Genomic DNA, 16,676 nt, shown 5'->3' with positions numbered 1-16,676 from the left:
AGAGAAGCTGCGCTTCGCCATCCGTGAAGGCGGCCGCACCGTCGGTGCCGGCATCGTCGTCACCATCAAAGAGTAATTGGACTTAAACCGATCTGTCGCGGGCGCGGGATGCCCGCGCCGCGCCAGAACAAGGAATTGACGAATGAACGGTCAGAATATCCGCATCCGCCTCAAGGCGTTTGATCACCGGGTGCTCGACGCCTCGACGCGGGAAATCGTGTCGACGGCCAAGCGCACCGGTGCCAACGTCCGCGGCCCCATTCCGCTGCCGACGCGGATCGAAAAGTTCACGGTCAACCGGTCGCCTCACGTCGACAAGAAGAGCCGCGAGCAGTTCGAGATGCGCACGCACAAGCGTCTGCTCGATATCGTCGATCCGACCCCGCAGACGGTCGATGCTTTGATGAAGCTCGATCTGGCCGCCGGCGTCGACGTCGAGATCAAGCTCTAAGGGATTGAGAGCGCGGTAGGGGCGGTGCCCCGGCCCGGAACTCTAAAGGAATTGAACCGATGCGTTCAGGTGTGATTGCAAAGAAGGTGGGAATGACCCGCATCTACAACGATGCCGGGGAACATGTTCCCGTCACCGTTCTCCAGATGGAGAACTGCCAGGTCGTGGCGCAGCGCACGCAGGAGAAGAATGGCTACACTGCCGTTCAGCTCGGCGTTGGGCTTGCCAAGGTGAAGAACACGTCGAAGGCGATGCGCGGCCATTTCGCGACCGCTTCCGTCGAGCCGAAGGCCAAGGTTGCCGAGTTCCGCGTCTCCGCCGACAACATGATCGATGTCGGTGCCGAGATCACCGTCGAGCATTTCGTCGCCGGCCAGAAGGTCGATGTGACGGGCACGACGATCGGCAAGGGTTTCCAGGGTGTCATCAAGCGCCACCACATGGGTGGTGGTCGTGCGACGCACGGCAACTCGGTCTCGCACCGTACCCACGGCTCGACCGGCCAGCGCCAGGACCCGGGCAAGGTGTTCAAGGGCAAGCATATGGCCGGCCACATGGGCGACACCCGCGTCACCACGCAGAATGTCGAGGTCGTCTCGACCGACGCCGATCGCGGGCTGATCCTGATCCGCGGCGCGGTTCCCGGTTCGAAGGGCGCCTGGATCCTGGTCCGCGATGCGGCCAAGATTGCGCTGCCGGCCAACGCGCCGAAGCCTGCCGCAATCCGCGCCGTTGCAACCAATGACGCCGCCAAGAACGATGCCCCGGCCACAGTAGATGCCCCGGCCACAGAGGGAGCGGAATAATGGACCTCAAGATCACAACGCTTGGCGGCAAGGACGCCGGCAAGGTGAAACTCTCCGAGGAGATTTTCGGCCTTGACCCGCGCGAGGACATCCTGCAGCGCGTCGTGCGCTGGCAGCTTGCCAAGAAGCAGCAGGGCACGCACAAGACCAAGGGTCGCGCCGAGATCGCCCGCACCGGCGCCAAGATGTACAAGCAGAAGGGTACGGGCCGCGCCCGCCACCATTCGGCACGCGCTCCGCAGTTCCGCGGCGGCGGCAAGGCCCACGGTCCGGTCGTCCGCAGCCATGAGCACGATTTGCCGAAGAAGGTGCGCGCTCTGGGCCTCAAGCATGCTCTTTCGGCCAAAGCCAAGAGCGCATCGCTGATCATCATCGACGAATTGATGATGACCGAGGCTAAGACCAAGGCGCTGATCGCGAATTTCGCGACGCTGGGCCTGTCCAACGCCCTGGTGATCGGCGGCGCCGAGCTCGACAAGAACTTCAAGCTGGCGGCGACGAATATCCCGAACATCGACGTGCTGCCCATCCAGGGCATCAACGTCTACGACATTCTGCGCCGCGGCACGCTGGTCCTCTCGAAGGCCGCCGTCGAGGCTCTCGAGGAGCGCTTCAAATGACCGACCTTCGTCACTACGACGTGATCGTCTCGCCGGCGATCACCGAAAAGTCGACCATGGCTTCCGAGCAGAACCAGGTCGTCTTCAACGTCGCCAAGAAGGCGTCGAAGCCGGAAATCAAGGCCGCCGTCGAAGCGCTGTTCGGCGTCAAGGTGATGGCCGTGAACACGCTTGTCCGCAAGGGCAAGATCAAGCGCTTCCGCGGCACGATCGGCCGCCAGAGCGACGTCAAGAAGGCGATTGTGACGCTGGCCGACGGCCAGTCGATCGACGTCGCGACGGGTCTCTGAGCAAGACCGCGAGGACAGAACAATGGCACTGAAAAAATTCAACCCGATAACGCCGAGCACCCGCCAGCTGGTCATCGTCGATCGCTCGGGCCTCTACAAGGGCAAGCCCGTCAAAGGCCTGACCGAGGGCCTGACCAAGTCGGGCGGCCGCAACAATTACGGCCGCATCACGGCCCGCTTCATCGGCGGCGGTCACAAGCGCACGTACCGCATCATCGACTTCAAGCGCCGCAAGTTCGACGTTGTCGGCACGGTCGAGCGTATTGAGTACGATCCGAACCGCAGCGCCTTCATCGCGCTGATCAAGTATGACGATGGCGAGCTGTCCTACATCATCGCCCCGCAGCGCCTCGCTGCCGGCGACAAGATCGTGGCCGGCGAAGCGGTCGACGTGAAGCCGGGCAATGCGATGCCGTTGGCCTCGATGCCGGTCGGCACGATCGTCCACAACATCGAGCTGAAGCCGGGCAAGGGCGCCCAGGTTGCCCGTTCGGCTGGCGGTTATGCCCAGCTCGTCGGCCGTGACCAAGGCATGGCGATCCTGCGCCTGAACTCGGGCGAGCAGCGTGTCGTCCACGGCTCGTGCATGGCCACTGTCGGCGCCGTGTCCAACCCGGACCATGGCAATATCAATGACGGCAAGGCAGGCCGCACGGTGTGGCGGGGAAAACGTCCGCACAACCGCGGCGTGACCATGAACCCGGTCGACCATCCGCATGGCGGCGGCGAGGGCCGCACCTCGGGTGGCCGCCACCCGGTTTCGCCCTGGGGCAAGCCGACCAAGGGCAAGAAGACGCGGTCCAACAAGGCGACCGACAAGTTCATCCTGCGCTCGCGCCATCAGCGCAAGAGCTAAGAAGAGGTAACGCCAAGTGACTCGTTCGATTTGGAAAGGCCCCTTCATCGACGGCTACCTTCTCAAGAAGGTGGACAAGGTTCGTGAAGGTGGTCGCAATGAGGTGATCAAGATGTGGAGCCGTCGCTCCACCATCCTGCCGCAGTTCGTCGGCTTCACCTTCGGTGTCTACAACGGCCAGAAGCACGTTCCCGTTTCGGTGAACGAGGACATGGTCGGCCACAAGTTCGGTGAATTCGCTCCGACCCGGACCTATTACGGTCACGGCGCGGATAAGAAGGCGAAGAGGAAATAATCATGGGCAAGGCCAAAGCTCCGCGCAGGCTTGCTGATAACGAAGCGCGCGCCGTGTTGCGCACGATCCGTATCAGCCCGCAGAAGCTGAACCTGGTTGCCGCGCTGATCCGCGGCAAGAAGGTCGCGACAGCGCTTTCCGATCTCGAATTCTCGGCCAAGCGGATTTCCGGCACGGTCAAGAAGACGCTGGAATCGGCGATCGCCAACGCCGAAAATAATCACGACCTCGACGTCGATGCGCTGATCGTGGCGGAAGCCTATGTCGGCAAGTCGATCGTCATGAAGCGGTTCCATGCCCGTGGCCGTGGTCGCGCCAGCCGTATCGAGAAGCCGTTCTCGCACCTCACGATCGTCGTTCGTGAAGTCGAAGAAAAAGTGGAGGCCGCATAATGGGCCAGAAAATCAATCCGATCGGTCTGCGTCTCGGCATCAACCGTACCTGGGATTCGCGTTGGTTCGCTAACACCGGCGAGTACGGCAAGCTGCTGCATGAGGACATCAAGATCCGCAAGTATCTTGAGAAGGAACTCAAGCAGGCTGCGATTTCGAAAGTCGTGATCGAGCGCCCGCACAAGAAGTGCCGCGTCACCATCCATGCGGCGCGTCCGGGCCTGATCATCGGCAAGAAGGGCGCCGACATCGAAAAGCTTCGCAAGAAGCTGATGGAGATGACGAAGTCCGAGACGCATTTGAACATCGTCGAAGTGCGCAAGCCCGAGATCGACGCGACGCTGGTCGCCCAGTCGATCGCCCAGCAGCTCGAGCGCCGCATCGCGTTCCGCCGCGCCATGAAGCGTGCCGTGCAGTCGGCGATGCGCCTCGGTGCCGAAGGCATCCGCATCAACTGCGCAGGTCGTCTCGGCGGCGCCGAGATCGCGCGCATGGAATGGTACCGGGAAGGTCGCGTGCCGCTGCATACGCTGCGCGCCGACGTCGACTACGGCACAGCCGAGGCGCATACCGCCTACGGCATCTGCGGCGTCAAGGTCTGGGTGTTCAAGGGCGAAATCCTCGAGCACGACCCGATGGCTTCGGAGCGCCGCGCGACCGAGGGCGATCATGCGCATGGCGGTGGTGGTGGTGAGCGCGAACGCGGTCGCCGTCGCGAAAACGCCTGAGACAGTTGAGAATTTGGAGTTAGAACGATGCTGCAGCCAAAGCGCACAAAGTTCCGCAAGCAGTTCAAGGGTCGTATCCACGGTGCCGCCAAGGGTGGCACCAATCTGGATTTCGGCGGTTTCGGGCTGAAGGCGCTTGAGCCGAACCGCGTCACCGCGCGCGAGATCGAGGCGGCTCGCCGCGCGATCACCCGCGAGATGAAGCGCGCCGGCCGCGTCTGGATCCGTATCTTCCCGGACGTGCCGGTGACGTCGAAGCCGACCGAAGTCCGCATGGGCAAGGGCAAGGGCGCGGTCGATTACTGGGCGGCGCGCGTCAAGCCCGGCCGCATCATGTTCGAGATTGACGGCGTCAATGAGGAAACCGCCCGTGAGGCGCTGCGTCTCGGCGCGGCCAAGCTCTCGGTCAGGACGCGCTTCGTACAGCGCATCGCAGAATAAGGACGGGCTGATCATGAAAGCCGAAGACATCCGGACCAAGACCCAGGACCAGCTGACCGACGATCTGGCCAGCCTGAAGAAGGAGCAGTTCAACCTGCGCTTCCAGAAGGCCACCGGCCAGCTCGAGAAGACCGCGCGCGTGAGGCAGGTCCGTAAGGACATTGCGCGTATCAAGACCATCGCTGCGGAAAAATCCGCGGCTAAGAAGGCTTAAGGACGAAAACCATGCCAAAGCGCATTCTGCAGGGCACCGTCGTCAGCGACAAGAACGAGAAGACGGTTGTCGTCAAGGTCGAACGGCGCTTCACGCATCCCGTGATGAAGAAGACCGTGCGCATGACCAAGAAGTACAAGGCGCACGACGAGAACAACGCCCATAAGGTAGGCGATCAGGTGTTCATCCAGGAATCGAAGCCGATTTCCAAGGACAAGCGCTGGACCGTAGTCTCTTCGGACCAGGCCTGATCAGGGCGAACGAAACGAATTTTGGACAGACCGGGGAAGGGTGAAGAACCCATCCCGTTAGAAGAAAAGAAGGCGGCCAGTCATGATTCAGATGCAAACAAACCTCGACGTCGCGGATAATTCCGGCGCCCGTCGTGTCATGTGCATCAAGGTGCTGGGCGGCTCGAAGCGGAAATACGCTTCCGTGGGCGACATCATCGTGGTGTCGATCAAGGAAGCCATCCCGCGCGGCCGCGTCAAGAAGGGCGATGTGATGAAGGCGGTCGTGGTTCGCACGGCCAAGGACATCCGCCGCCCGGACGGCAGCGTGATCCGTTTCGACAAGAACGCGGCCGTTCTCGTCGACAACAAGAAAGAGCCGATCGGCACGCGTATCTTCGGACCGGTTCCGCGCGAACTCCGCGCCAAGAACCACATGAAGATCATCTCGCTCGCGCCTGAAGTGCTGTAAGGAGCCGGACCAATGCAGAAGATTAGAAAAGGCGACAAGGTCGTCGTGCTGGCCGGCAAGGACAAGGGCCGTTCGGGCGAAGTCCTCTCGGTACAGCCGAAGGAAGACACCGCGCTGGTGCGCGGCGTCAACATGATCCGTCGTCACCAGAAGCAGTCCCAGTCCCAAGAGGGCGGGATCATCACCAAGGAAGCGCCGATCCAGCTGTCGAACATCGCGCTGGCCGACCCCAAGGATGGCAAGCCGACCCGCGTCGGTTTCATCTTCCAGAAGGACGGCAAGAAGGTGCGCGTCGCCAAGCGCTCGGGAGAAGTCATCAATGGCTAAGGCTCAAACCAAGCAGGCGACTGCTCAGAACACGCCGCGCCTCAAGCAGGTCTACAACGAGACCATCCGCAAGGCGCTGCAGGAGCAGTTCGGCTACGAGAACGAGATGCAGGTTCCGCGCATCGACAAGATCGTGCTGAACATGGGCGTCGGCGAAGCGACCGGCGATTCGAAGAAGCCTTCGATCGCGGCGGAAGATCTTGCGTTGATTGCCGGCCAAAAGGCCGTCGTCACTCACGCCCGCAATTCGATCGCCGGCTTCAAGGTCCGCGAAAAGATGCCGATCGGCGCCAAGGTCACGCTGCGCAAGGAACGCATGTACGAGTTCCTCGACCGCCTCGTGAATATCGCGCTGCCGCGCGTCCGCGACTTCCGCGGGCTCAATCCGAAGAGCTTCGATGGGCGTGGCAACTATGCCATGGGCATCAAGGAACACATCGTGTTCCCGGAGATCAACTACGACAAGGTTGATCAGATCTGGGGCATGGACGTCATCGTTTGTACGACTGCGAAGACGGACGACGAAGCCAGGGCATTGCTCAAGGCCTTCAACTTCCCCTTCCGCCAGTAACGGCAGCGAGAAAAGGAAAAATCTGAAATGGCAAAGACCAGCTCAGTCGAGAAGAACAACAGGCGCCGTAAGCTTGCGGACCAGTACGCTGCCAAGCGTAAGGCCCTCAAGGCGATCATCATGGATCAGTCCAAGCCGATGGAAGAGCGCTTCCGCGCCCAGCTGAAGCTTGCGGCACTGCCGCGCAACTCGGCCAAGATACGCATCCGCAACCGCTGCGAAGTCACCGGACGTCCGCGTGCCTACTATCGCAAGCTCAAAGTATCGCGCATCGCGCTTCGTGATCTCGGCAACAACGGCCAGATCCCGGGCCTGGTCAAGTCGAGCTGGTAAGGAGGACATAACATGTCATTGAGCGATCCTCTCGGCGATATGCTGACCCGCATCCGCAACGCCTATGGCCGCAAGAAGTCGAGCGTTTCGACGCCGGCCTCGCGCCTGCGTACCCGCGTCCTCGACGTGCTGAAGGCGGAAGGCTATATACGCGACTACAGCCAGACCGACTTCGACAACGGCAAGTCCGAAATCGAGATCGAGCTGAAGTATTTCGACGGCGCGCCGGTCGTGCGCGAAATCGCCCGCGTCTCCAAGCCTGGCCGCCGCGTTTACGTTTCGGCGAAGTCGATCCCACACGTCGCCAACGGCCTCGGCATCGCCATCCTTTCGACGCCGAAGGGCGTCATGGCCGACCACGAAGCGCGTGAACAGAATGTCGGCGGGGAAATCCTCTGCCAGATCTTCTGATCTGGCAGCGAGATCCCGAAAAGTGGTTACCGGTTTTCGGGCAAGATCTCGCTCGAAAATAGAGACCTGAAACAAGAGAAGTGACGAGGACAACAAAATGTCTCGTATTGGAAAGAAACCCGTTTCGCTGCCGCAGGGCGTGACCGCGACCGTCGACGGCCAGACCGTCACGGCGAAGGGTCCCAAGGGTGAGCTGAAGTTCGTGGTGAACGACGAAGTTCTGGTCAAGATGGAAGGTAGCGAGATCGCTGTCCAGCCGCGCGACCAGACCAAGACCGCCCGCTCCAAATGGGGCATGTCGCGCACGCAGATCGTCAACATCCTGCAGGGCGTCAAGGACGGTTTCGAAAAGAAGCTCGAGATCACCGGCGTCGGCTATCGCGCCGCCATGCAGGGCAAGAACCTGCAGCTGGCGCTCGGCTTCAGCCATGACGTTGTCTACGAGACGCCGCAGGACATCACGATCACCGTGCCGAAGCCGACGGAAATCACCGTGACCGGCATCGACAAGCAGAAGGTCGGTCAGGTTGCCGCCGAGATCCGCGAATATCGCGGTCCCGAGCCGTACAAGGGCAAGGGCGTTCGTTACGCTGGCGAGAAGATCGTCCGCAAGGAAGGCAAGAAGAAGTAGTTTCGTCAATGGTGAATGGTGAATGGTAAAATGGCAATAGGATAGAGCAGGGGGCCGGGTGGCACCTCGTTTCTACCATTCACCGTTTTTCCATTCACCATTCACTGCAAATCAACGCCGCGGGGAGCGGTCGCGGGAGGCCTGTCCTACCGCACAGGGTTGCCCCCGTTTTTTGAAGGCAAGGAACTGATATCATGGGCTCGAAAGAATCCACCCAACGCCGCGCTCAGCGCGTCCGCCGCCAGATCAAGAAGGTCGCGGGCGAGCGTCCGCGCCTGTCGGTCCACCGCACGTCGAAGAACATCTACGTCCAGGTCATCGACGACGCCAAGGGCCACACCATCGTTGCAGCCTCGACGCTGGAGAAGGACCTCAAGGGTTCGCTCAAGACCGGCGCCGACACTGCCGCGGCAGTGGCAATCGGCAAGCTGATTGCCGAGCGTGCTTCGAAGGCCGGCGTCAAGGAAGTCGTCTTCGACCGCGGACCGTACATCTATCACGGCCGCGTCAAGGCGCTGGCCGAGGCTGCACGTGAAGGCGGCTTGAGCTTCTAAAAAGTTTCGCCCCCGGCAACCCGCAGAGGTGCCGGATATCATCATCAACCGTGCTTCCGGAAAAAAACAAGGAACAGGATATGGCACAGGAACGTAGGGATGGCGGCCGCGGCCGTGATCGCGAAGAGCGCGACGATGGCATGGTGGACAAGCTCGTCCACATCAACCGCGTTGCCAAGGTCGTCAAGGGCGGCCGGCGCTTCGGCTTTGCAGCACTCGTCGTCGTCGGTGACCAGAAGGGTCGCGTTGGCTTCGGTCACGGCAAGGCGCGCGAAGTGCCAGAGGCGATCCGCAAGGCGACTGAATCGGCCAAGCGCGACATGATCTTCGTGCCGCTGCGCTCGGGCCGCACGCTGCACCACGACGTCGAGGGACGCTGGGGTGCCGGACGCGTTCTGCTGCGCGCTGCCAAGCAGGGTACCGGCATCATCGCCGGCGGTCCGATGCGCGCCGTCTTCGAGACGCTCGGCATGCACGACGTGGTTGCCAAGTCGATGGGTTCGTCGAACCCATACAACATGGTTCGCGCCACGTTCGACGCGCTGAAGAGCCAGATGCATCCCAAGGATGTGGCTGCTGCGCGCGGCATCAAGTATTCGACCCTTCAGGCCCGCCGCGGCACCGCCGTTGCGGCCGAAGAATAGTCGATCTGACCAGGGATTTTGACCATGGCCAAGAAAGCAACCAAGACCATCACCGTCGAGCAGATCGGTTCGCCGATCCGCCGGCCGAAGGAGCAGCGCGCGACGCTGGTCGGCCTCGGCCTCAACAAGATGCACAAGCAGCGCACGCTGGAGGATACCCCCTCCGTGCGCGGCATGATCGCTGCCGTCCAGCATCTCGTCCGCGTCGTGGACGAGGGCTGAGCCAGAGCGCAGGAGAACTCAGATGAAACTCAACGATCTGCGTGACAAGGACGGCGCGACGCATTCCAAGAAGCGCCTCGGCCGCGGCATCGGTTCCGGCTCGGGCAAGACCGCCGGTCGCGGCGTCAAGGGTCAGAAGGCGCGCTCGGGCGTTGCCGTCAATGGCTTCGAGGGTGGCCAGATGCCGCTCTACCGTCGCCTGCCGAAGCGCGGCTTCAACAACATCTTCGCCAAGAGCTTCACGGTCGTGTCGCTGGCCCGCATCCAGGCCGCGCTCGACGCCAAGAAGCTTGACGCCAAGACGATCGTGACGGCCGAAGCGCTAGTCGCTGCCGGCGTCATCCGCCGCGTCAAGGACGGCGTGCGCATCCTCTCGGACGGCGACATCAAGGCGAAGCTCGCCTTTGACGTGGCCGGCGCCTCCAAGGCTGCCATCGAGAAGATCGAAAAGGCCGGCGGTTCGGTGAAGCTGCCGGAAAAGGCAGCCGCCGAGTAACGTCGATTTGAAGCGCGATCGGCAAGAGTGGGATCCGTTTCGCTTTCGATTGCGTTTTGATCCGACCAATATGGCGGCCGCGTCAACGCGGCCGCTTGCATGTTTGCAGTCCGGAGCTTATCTCGTGAGCTTCGGTGACACGCGCCGCCTGAGTGCGGGCCATCGAGCGTGACCAAGCGGAGAATCAGGCATGGCTTCGGCTGCTGAACAACTAGCCTCGAATCTGAATTTCTCGGCCTTCGCCAAGGCGGAGGATCTGAAGAAGCGCATCTGGTTCACCATCGGCGCGCTGCTCGTCTACCGCCTCGGCACCTACATTCCGCTGCCCGGCATCAATCCCGACGCTTTCGCCCAGGCCTTCTCCTCGCAGAGCAAGGGCGTGCTTGGCATGTTCAACATGTTCGCCGGCGGTGCCGTGGAGCGCATGGCGATCTTTGCCCTCGGCATCATGCCCTATATCTCCGCTTCCATCATCATGCAGCTGATGACCTCCGTCATCCCGTCGCTGGAAGCGCTGAAGAAGGAAGGCGAGCAGGGCCGCAAGGTCATCAACCAGTACACGCGCTACGGCACCGTGCTTTTGGCACTGGTCCAGGCCTACGGCATTTCGGTCGGCCTGGAAGGCGGCAACGGCATCGTCAGCGATCCCGGCATGTTCTTCCGCGTCTCGACGGTCATCACGCTGGTCGGCGGCACCATGTTCCTGATGTGGCTCGGCGAGCAGATCACCGCCCGCGGCATCGGCAACGGCATTTCGCTGATCATATTTTCCGGCATCGTCGCCGGCCTGCCGCAAGCCATCTCCGGTACGCTGGAACTGGGCCGCACCGGCGCGCTGTCGACCGGCCTGATCCTGGCGATCATCGTTCTCGCCGTCGTCGTCATCGCGCTGATCGTGTTCTTCGAGCGTGCCCAGCGGCGCTTGCTTATCCAGTATCCGAAGCGCCAGGTCGGCAACCGCATGTTCCAGGGCGACACCTCGCACCTGCCGCTCAAGCTCAACACGGCCGGCGTCATTCCGCCGATCTTCGCCTCTTCGCTGCTGTTGCTGCCGGCAACGGTCGCAGGCTTCTCGCAGACCACCAACATGCCTGCCTGGGCCAGTACCGTTCTGGCGGCTCTCGGCCACGGCCAGCCGCTCTACATGGCGTTCTATGCGGCGATGATCGTGTTTTTCGCCTTCTTCTATACGGCGATCGTCTTCAACCCGAAGGACACCGCCGACCAGCTCAAGAAGCATTCGGGTTTCATTCCGGGCTACCGTCCGGGCGAGCGCACCGCCGATTACATCGACTATGTTCTCACCCGCATCACCGTCGTCGGCGCCATTTATCTGGTGCTGGTGTGTCTGCTGCCCGAGTTCCTGATTTCAGCGACTGGCGTACCATTCTACCTCGGTGGCACATCGCTTCTGATCGTGGTCAGTGTAACGCTCGATACGGTGGCGCAGATTCAGGGTCACCTGATCGCGCATCAGTATGAGGGCCTGATCAAGAAGTCGAAGCTGCGCGGGGGGAAAAAGGCCAGATGAGGTTGATATTGCTTGGACCGCCAGGGGCGGGCAAGGGAACACAGGCACAAAGACTGGTAGAAAAATACGGCATACCCCAGCTCTCTACGGGAGATATGCTGCGCGCTGCTGTCCAGGCCGGCACCGAAGTCGGCAAGCGCGCCAAAGCGGTGATGGACGCTGGCGAACTGGTTTCCGACGCCATCGTCAACGCGATCGTGGCCGAGCGCATCGATCAGGCCGATTGCTGCGGGGGGTTCATCCTTGATGGATATCCGCGAACCCTGGTGCAAGCGGACGCCGTTGAATCGATGCTCTCGGATCGTGGCCTTACCCTCGACGCCGTCATCGAACTCGTCGTCGACGACAAGGCGCTGGTTGGCCGAATCGTCAAGCGCGCTGAAGAGGCCAAGGCCGCGGGTCAGCCGGTGCGCAAAGACGACAATCCGGCGGTGTTCGAAGAGCGCCTGAGGGAGTACTACAAGAAAACGTCGCCGCTGATCGGCTACTACTATGCCAAGGGCAAGCTGAGAGGTGTCGACGGAATGGCCGACATCGATGCGGTGACGCAACAGATCGAAGCGGTGCTCGCGGCAGCGTCCCAAGCGGCGGCAAACGGAAAATAAACGATTGCGCTTGACTGGAGCGGTTCGCTGGGGTATGGCGGCCCGTCTTCCTATCAGGCATGAGGTTTGCTTGCCCGCAAGGGCAAGGCAGCCGCTTTGAACTGGAAACTCCCGCAAGGGCCGGCCTCCACCGGACGCGGGGCAACTTTGATAGCGCCGGCTTGTCCGGCCCACATGGAGAAGAGAAGAACATGGCTCGTATAGCCGGCGTCAACATTCCGACCAACAAGCGCGTCGTCATTGCGCTTCAGTACATTCACGGCATTGGCAAGAACTTTGCCCAGGAGATCGTCGACAAGGTCGGCATCCCGGCTGAGCGCCGCGTCAACCAATTGACCGACGCGGAAGTGCTGCAGATCCGCGAGACGATCGACCGCGACTATCAGGTCGAGGGCGATCTGCGCCGCGAAGTGTCGATGAACATCAAGCGGCTCATGGACCTCGGCTGCTATCGCGGCCTGCGTCATCGCCGCTCGCTGCCGGTTCGCGGTCAGCGCACGCATACCAATGCGCGTACCCGCAAGGGTCCGGCCAAGTCGATCGCCGGCAAGAAGAAGTAATTGGTCAATGGTGAATAGTGAATGGTGACGAGGCCAAGAGCCGACGTTGTTACCATTCACCATTTTACCGCTCGCCATTCACTAGGTGGAGCCGCTGGCATTACGGCGGTGTAGAGATCAACTGAAAGGACCATCATGGCCAAGGAAGCCACACGTGTTCGCCGTCGCGAACGCAAGAATATCTCGTCGGGCGTTGCCCACGTCAACTCGACCTTCAACAACACGATGATCACCATCACCGATGCGCAGGGCAATTCGATTGCCTGGTCGTCGGCGGGAGCCCAGGGCTTCAAGGGATCTCGCAAGTCGACGCCGTTCGCTGCGCAGATGGCTGCCGAAGACGTCGCGAAGAAGGCTCAGGAACATGGCATGCGCATGCTCGAGGTCGAAGTCTGCGGACCGGGCTCCGGTCGTGAATCGGCGCTGCGCGCGCTGCAGGCAGCCGGTTTCACCATCACCTCGATCCGTGACGTGACACCGATCCCGCACAATGGCTGCCGCCCGCGCAAGAAGCGCCGCGTCTAAGGCATGTCGCCCAAAATTGCGCAGCGGTTTTGGGATAAGGACGTGCATAAAAACAAAGATCTAAAGCGCGACGCGCTTTAGGAAATTACCGAACGCCGCGCGAACGCCAGTAGCGTTCCTCCACGGCATTCCAGGTCGCCCGCCACGATTGGATGGTGGCGGGTCAACGGAAGGAAAGCATTATGATCCAGAAAAATTGGCAGGAACTGATCAAGCCGAACAAGATCGAGTTTTCTTCGAAGAAGAAGACGCTGACCACGCTGGTCGCCGAGCCGCTCGAACGCGGCTTTGGTCTCACTCTCGGCAATGCGCTGCGTCGCGTGCTTCTGTCTTCGCTGCGTGGCGCGGCTGTGACCGCTGTGCAGATCGACGGCGTTCTGCATGAATTCTCGTCCATTGCCGGCGTGCGCGAGGACGTGACCGACATCGTCTTGAACATCAAGGAAATTGCCATCCGCATGGAAGGCGACGGCCCCAAGCGCATGGTCGTGCGCAAGCAGGGACCGGGTGCCGTTCTCGCCGGCGACATCCAGACGGTCGGCGACGTCGAGATCCTCAATCCCGACCACGTCATCTGCACGCTGGACGAGGGCGCTGAAATCCGCATGGAGTTCACCGTCGATACCGGCAAGGGCTACGTGCCGGCCGAGCGCAATCGCGCCGAAGACGCGCCGATCGGTCTCATCCCGGTCGACAGTCTCTATTCTCCGGTCAAGAAGGTCTCCTACAAGGTCGAGAACACCCGCGAGGGTCAGGTTCTCGACTATGACAAGCTGACCATGACGATCGACACCGACGGTTCGATCTCGGGCGAGGATGCGGTGGCTTTCGCTGCCCGCATCCTGCAGGACCAGCTTGGCCTGTTCGTCAATTTCGACGAGCCGCAAAAGGAAGTCGCCGCCGAGCAGGTGACCGAACTTGCCTTCAACCCGGCGCTGCTCAAGAAGGTCGACGAGCTCGAGCTTTCGGTGCGTTCGGCCAACTGCCTGAAGAACGACAACATCGTCTACATCGGCGACCTGATCCAGAAGACCGAAGCCGAGATGCTGCGCACCCCGAACTTCGGCCGCAAGTCGCTGAACGAGATCAAGGAAGTCCTGGCGGCGATGGGCCTGCACCTCGGCATGGAAGTGCCGGATTGGCCGCCGGAAAACATCGAAGACCTCGCCAAGCGTTACGAAGATCAATACTGACCGGTGAATTGAGAATGGTGAATGGTCGCCGGTCGGCGACTTCGGAGAGATAGAGCCCTTCCATTCACCATTCACTATTGACCATTCACAAACGAAACAGCCGGGCCAACCGCCCACAACATCAGGAGAAGAGCCATGCGCCACGGATTTAAAGGCCGCCGGTTCGCCCGCAGCATCAGCCACCGTAAGTCGATGTTTGCCAATCTTGCCGTGTCGCTCATCGAGCATGAGCAGATCCTCACCACATTGCCGAAGGCGAAGGATTTGCGTCCGATCGTCGAGAAGCTGGTGACGCTCGGCAAGCGCGGCGATCTGCATGCCCGCCGCCAGGTGATTGCCCAGATCGGCAACGAAGGCGTCGTCAAGCGCCTGTTCGATACGATCGCGCCGCGCTACGCTACCCGCAACGGCGGCTATCTGCGTATCATGAAGGCGGGCTTCCGCCACGGTGACAATGCCGCCATGGCGGTCATCGAGTTCGTCGATCGCGACACCTCGGCCAAGGGCGCAGGCGACCGTGCCCGCATCGAGGCCGAAGGCACTGACGAGGAAGCCGCAGCCGCATAAGCTTCGGTTTGCTGAAGGAGTTCAAAGGGGCCTGCGGGCCCCTTTTTGTATTCCGGAAACCAGGAGGAAGCATTTGCGGCGATCTCTTGGCTCAGCTCATGCCCTTTACCGTCCAAAATAATTCGATTTCATCGCCTTAGCCTTTCATTTTGCACAATCGTCGGGACAATGGCGCCCGACCTGGAGGATTCGGAATGCGTGTCAAACGGCTGTCCCTTGTTCTACTTTGCGCCTTGATGGCGCTGGCAGCCGTGCCGGCGACCAGGCAGGCGCTGGCACAGGACACCAAGGCCGATCCCGGTCTGTCCGATGTGCTGACGGACATGCTGCGCGGCGCCGAAGGCGAAAACGCCACCTCCGGCCCAGACAAGCGTGTGCCGTTCGGCCGCGAGGAAGTGCAATTGTCGTTCGCGCCGCTGGTCAAGCAGACGGCGCCGGCCGTGGTCAATGTCTATGCCTCGCAAACGGCCAGGGTGAGATCGCCCTTCGACGGCGATCCGTTTTTCGAAGAGTTCTTCGGCCGTTCGCAGCCGCGAGCGCAGTCATCGCTCGGCTCCGGCGTGCTGGTCGACCCGACTGGCATTGTGGTCACCAACTTCCACGTCATCAAGGACGCCGACCAGGTCAAGGTCGCCACAGCGGACGGGCGGGAGTTCGACAGCAAGGTGCTGCTTAAGGACGAGACGCTCGACCTCGCCGTGCTCAAGATCTCCGCCGACAAGCCATTTCCGGTCGTCGCCATCGGCGATTCCGACGCGCTCGAAGTTGGCGACCTGGTGCTGGCCATCGGCAACCCGTTTGGTGTCGGCCAAACCACCACCAGCGGCATCATTTCGGCGGTTGCCCGCAGCCACATCGGCGTTTCCGATTCCAGTTTCTTCATCCAGACCGACGCCGCGATCAACCCCGGCAACTCGGGCGGTGCGCTGATCAACATGGGTGGCCAACTGGTCGGCATCAACACGGCGATCTATAGCCGCAGCGGCGGCTCTATCGGCATTGGCTTTGCTATCCCCTCCAACATGGTTCATGCGTTTGCCGATGCGGCCAAGGCCGGGCGCGACTTCTTCGAACGCCCCTATATCGGCGCCGAATTCGAGCGCGTGACGCCGCAAATCGCCGAATCGCTCGGTCTGGAGACACCGACCGGGGCGCTGGTCTCGTCCGTCGAAGAAACAGGGCCGGCGGCCACGGCGGGGCTCAAACCCGGTGACGTCGTGCTGTCGCTCAACGGCACGCCGGTCGAGAGTATCGAGGCGCTGGATTACCGGATGGCGACGCTGTCGATCGGCAGCAATGCCAGCTTCGCCGTGCTGAGCAAAGGCCAGCAAGCGACGATGGACATCGCGCTGGAACGCGCGCCGGAGGGCGCAAAACTTGCGGAAGTGACACTGCGCGGTCGCAGCCCGTTTTCCGGTGCCAAGGTTGCAGAACTGTCGCCTCGGCTCGCTCAGCGGCTAGGCATGCGCACCGATGCCAAGGGCGTTACCGTGGTCGATATCAATCGCGGTTCGCCCGCAGCCGGTTTCGGTTTCCAGCCAGGCGACATCGTTCGCGAGGTCAATGGCTTGACCATCGATACCGCCGCGACGCTGGAACAGGCAGCCATGCAGGAGACGCGCTGGTGGCGCTTTACCGTCGAGCGCGGCGGGCAGATACTACGCCAGGTGTTGCGTTACTGAGCCCGAGCCTCGATCCGCGGGACGAGATC

General features: G+C 61.7%; 29 protein-coding genes. All 29 read left to right on the top strand.

The genetic code is table 11. From position 1 onward, the window contains the following. The coding region (locus AC0L26_RS08615; RefSeq protein ID WP_454589835.1) for an EF-Tu C-terminal domain-related protein at window positions 1–76 on the top strand (76 nt) is incomplete at its 5' end. 66 nt (window positions 77–142) lie between these two features. Continuing rightward, window positions 143–451, top strand: coding sequence for a 30S ribosomal protein S10 (rpsJ, locus tag AC0L26_RS08610; RefSeq protein WP_006205468.1), 309 nt, complete (start codon window positions 143–145; stop codon window positions 449–451). A gap of 59 nt (window positions 452–510) precedes the next feature. After that, a complete protein-coding gene (gene rplC / locus AC0L26_RS08605; RefSeq protein WP_354492403.1) occupies window positions 511–1,257 on the top strand; it encodes a 50S ribosomal protein L3 in 747 nt (248 codons plus the stop codon). Further along, window positions 1,257–1,877, top strand: a complete 621-nt coding sequence (rplD, locus tag AC0L26_RS08600) for a 50S ribosomal protein L4 (protein WP_292402906.1) — start codon at window positions 1,257–1,259, stop codon at window positions 1,875–1,877. The genes rplC and rplD overlap by 1 nt, the downstream gene beginning before the upstream one ends. Then, a complete protein-coding gene (locus AC0L26_RS08595) occupies window positions 1,874–2,167 on the top strand; it encodes a 50S ribosomal protein L23 (protein WP_010909275.1) in 294 nt (97 codons plus the stop codon). The genes rplD and AC0L26_RS08595 overlap by 4 nt, the downstream gene beginning before the upstream one ends. A gap of 22 nt (window positions 2,168–2,189) precedes the next feature. Further along, complete coding sequence (gene rplB / locus AC0L26_RS08590) at window positions 2,190–3,023, top strand: 50S ribosomal protein L2 (RefSeq protein WP_095488566.1); 834 nt, start codon at window positions 2,190–2,192, stop codon at window positions 3,021–3,023. 16 nt (window positions 3,024–3,039) lie between these two features. Further along, complete coding sequence (rpsS, locus tag AC0L26_RS08585; RefSeq protein WP_006205463.1) at window positions 3,040–3,318, top strand: 30S ribosomal protein S19; 279 nt, start codon at window positions 3,040–3,042, stop codon at window positions 3,316–3,318. A 2-nt stretch (window positions 3,319–3,320) separates the two neighbouring features. Next, complete coding sequence (gene rplV / locus AC0L26_RS08580; RefSeq protein ID WP_023799292.1) at window positions 3,321–3,710, top strand: 50S ribosomal protein L22; 390 nt, start codon at window positions 3,321–3,323, stop codon at window positions 3,708–3,710. Next, entirely contained in the window at window positions 3,710–4,438 is a 729-nt protein-coding gene (rpsC, locus tag AC0L26_RS08575) for a 30S ribosomal protein S3 (protein WP_352930419.1), read from the top strand. Before rplV ends, rpsC begins: the two co-directional genes overlap by 1 nt. Before the next feature lie 27 nt (window positions 4,439–4,465). After that, window positions 4,466–4,879: a 50S ribosomal protein L16 gene (gene rplP, locus AC0L26_RS08570; protein WP_023799290.1), complete on the top strand. Its 414-nt coding sequence runs from the start codon at window positions 4,466–4,468 to the stop codon at window positions 4,877–4,879. A gap of 13 nt (window positions 4,880–4,892) precedes the next feature. Next, complete coding sequence (gene rpmC, locus AC0L26_RS08565; protein ID WP_006205459.1) at window positions 4,893–5,093, top strand: 50S ribosomal protein L29; 201 nt, start codon at window positions 4,893–4,895, stop codon at window positions 5,091–5,093. A gap of 11 nt (window positions 5,094–5,104) precedes the next feature. Continuing rightward, window positions 5,105–5,344: a 30S ribosomal protein S17 gene (gene rpsQ, locus AC0L26_RS08560; RefSeq protein WP_023799288.1), complete on the top strand. Its 240-nt coding sequence runs from the start codon at window positions 5,105–5,107 to the stop codon at window positions 5,342–5,344. Between the two features lie 82 nt (window positions 5,345–5,426). Next, on the top strand, window positions 5,427–5,795 hold the full coding sequence (gene rplN / locus AC0L26_RS08555; RefSeq protein WP_006205457.1) for a 50S ribosomal protein L14: 369 nt from the start codon (window positions 5,427–5,429) through the stop codon (window positions 5,793–5,795). 12 nt (window positions 5,796–5,807) lie between these two features. Further along, complete coding sequence (gene rplX / locus AC0L26_RS08550) at window positions 5,808–6,122, top strand: 50S ribosomal protein L24 (protein WP_013531428.1); 315 nt, start codon at window positions 5,808–5,810, stop codon at window positions 6,120–6,122. Beyond that, window positions 6,115–6,693: a 50S ribosomal protein L5 gene (gene rplE / locus AC0L26_RS08545; RefSeq protein WP_023799287.1), complete on the top strand. Its 579-nt coding sequence runs from the start codon at window positions 6,115–6,117 to the stop codon at window positions 6,691–6,693. The genes rplX and rplE overlap by 8 nt, the downstream gene beginning before the upstream one ends. A 27-nt stretch (window positions 6,694–6,720) precedes the next feature. Then, window positions 6,721–7,026 (top strand): 30S ribosomal protein S14, encoded by a 306-nt coding sequence (gene rpsN, locus AC0L26_RS08540; RefSeq protein ID WP_127851861.1) that lies wholly within the window; start codon window positions 6,721–6,723, stop codon window positions 7,024–7,026. Between the two features lie 12 nt (window positions 7,027–7,038). After that, window positions 7,039–7,437, top strand: a complete 399-nt coding sequence (rpsH, locus tag AC0L26_RS08535) for a 30S ribosomal protein S8 (protein WP_006205453.1) — start codon at window positions 7,039–7,041, stop codon at window positions 7,435–7,437. 97 nt (window positions 7,438–7,534) lie between these two features. Continuing rightward, the gene (gene rplF / locus AC0L26_RS08530) at window positions 7,535–8,068 is read left to right on the top strand and encodes a 50S ribosomal protein L6 (RefSeq protein ID WP_023799285.1); all 534 of its coding nucleotides are present in this window, start codon (window positions 7,535–7,537) and stop codon (window positions 8,066–8,068) included. A gap of 194 nt (window positions 8,069–8,262) precedes the next feature. Further along, window positions 8,263–8,622 (top strand): 50S ribosomal protein L18, encoded by a 360-nt coding sequence (gene rplR, locus AC0L26_RS08525; RefSeq protein ID WP_292405045.1) that lies wholly within the window; start codon window positions 8,263–8,265, stop codon window positions 8,620–8,622. A gap of 80 nt (window positions 8,623–8,702) precedes the next feature. Further along, a complete protein-coding gene (gene rpsE / locus AC0L26_RS08520) occupies window positions 8,703–9,266 on the top strand; it encodes a 30S ribosomal protein S5 (RefSeq protein ID WP_006333394.1) in 564 nt (187 codons plus the stop codon). A gap of 24 nt (window positions 9,267–9,290) precedes the next feature. Then, window positions 9,291–9,488, top strand: a complete 198-nt coding sequence (gene rpmD / locus AC0L26_RS08515; RefSeq protein ID WP_006205449.1) for a 50S ribosomal protein L30 — start codon at window positions 9,291–9,293, stop codon at window positions 9,486–9,488. Window positions 9,489–9,510: 22 nt separating this feature from the next. After that, window positions 9,511–9,984, top strand: a complete 474-nt coding sequence (gene rplO, locus AC0L26_RS08510) for a 50S ribosomal protein L15 (protein WP_352930413.1) — start codon at window positions 9,511–9,513, stop codon at window positions 9,982–9,984. 190 nt (window positions 9,985–10,174) lie between these two features. Further along, entirely contained in the window at window positions 10,175–11,515 is a 1,341-nt protein-coding gene (gene secY, locus AC0L26_RS08505) for a preprotein translocase subunit SecY (RefSeq protein WP_095488570.1), read from the top strand. Then, the gene (locus AC0L26_RS08500) at window positions 11,512–12,120 is read left to right on the top strand and encodes an adenylate kinase (RefSeq protein WP_473632126.1); all 609 of its coding nucleotides are present in this window, start codon (window positions 11,512–11,514) and stop codon (window positions 12,118–12,120) included. Before secY ends, AC0L26_RS08500 begins: the two co-directional genes overlap by 4 nt. A 191-nt stretch (window positions 12,121–12,311) precedes the next feature. Then, complete coding sequence (rpsM, locus tag AC0L26_RS08495; RefSeq protein ID WP_029352234.1) at window positions 12,312–12,680, top strand: 30S ribosomal protein S13; 369 nt, start codon at window positions 12,312–12,314, stop codon at window positions 12,678–12,680. Between the two features lie 135 nt (window positions 12,681–12,815). Further along, complete coding sequence (gene rpsK / locus AC0L26_RS08490; RefSeq protein WP_023799279.1) at window positions 12,816–13,205, top strand: 30S ribosomal protein S11; 390 nt, start codon at window positions 12,816–12,818, stop codon at window positions 13,203–13,205. Window positions 13,206–13,387: 182 nt separating this feature from the next. Next, window positions 13,388–14,398 carry a DNA-directed RNA polymerase subunit alpha gene (locus AC0L26_RS08485; RefSeq protein WP_006333400.1) on the top strand — a complete coding sequence of 337 codons (1,011 nt, stop codon included), beginning with the start codon at window positions 13,388–13,390 and terminating at the stop codon, window positions 14,396–14,398. Window positions 14,399–14,533: 135 nt separating this feature from the next. Further along, window positions 14,534–14,965: a 50S ribosomal protein L17 gene (gene rplQ / locus AC0L26_RS08480; RefSeq protein WP_023799277.1), complete on the top strand. Its 432-nt coding sequence runs from the start codon at window positions 14,534–14,536 to the stop codon at window positions 14,963–14,965. A gap of 194 nt (window positions 14,966–15,159) precedes the next feature. Beyond that, the gene (locus AC0L26_RS08475) at window positions 15,160–16,647 is read left to right on the top strand and encodes a DegQ family serine endoprotease (protein ID WP_473632125.1); all 1,488 of its coding nucleotides are present in this window, start codon (window positions 15,160–15,162) and stop codon (window positions 16,645–16,647) included. Window positions 16,648–16,676 lie beyond the last annotated feature (29 nt).

This window comes from Mesorhizobium sp. WSM4823 (genome assembly GCF_055811195.1).
This window is presented reverse-complemented; position numbering and strand designations above follow the sequence as displayed.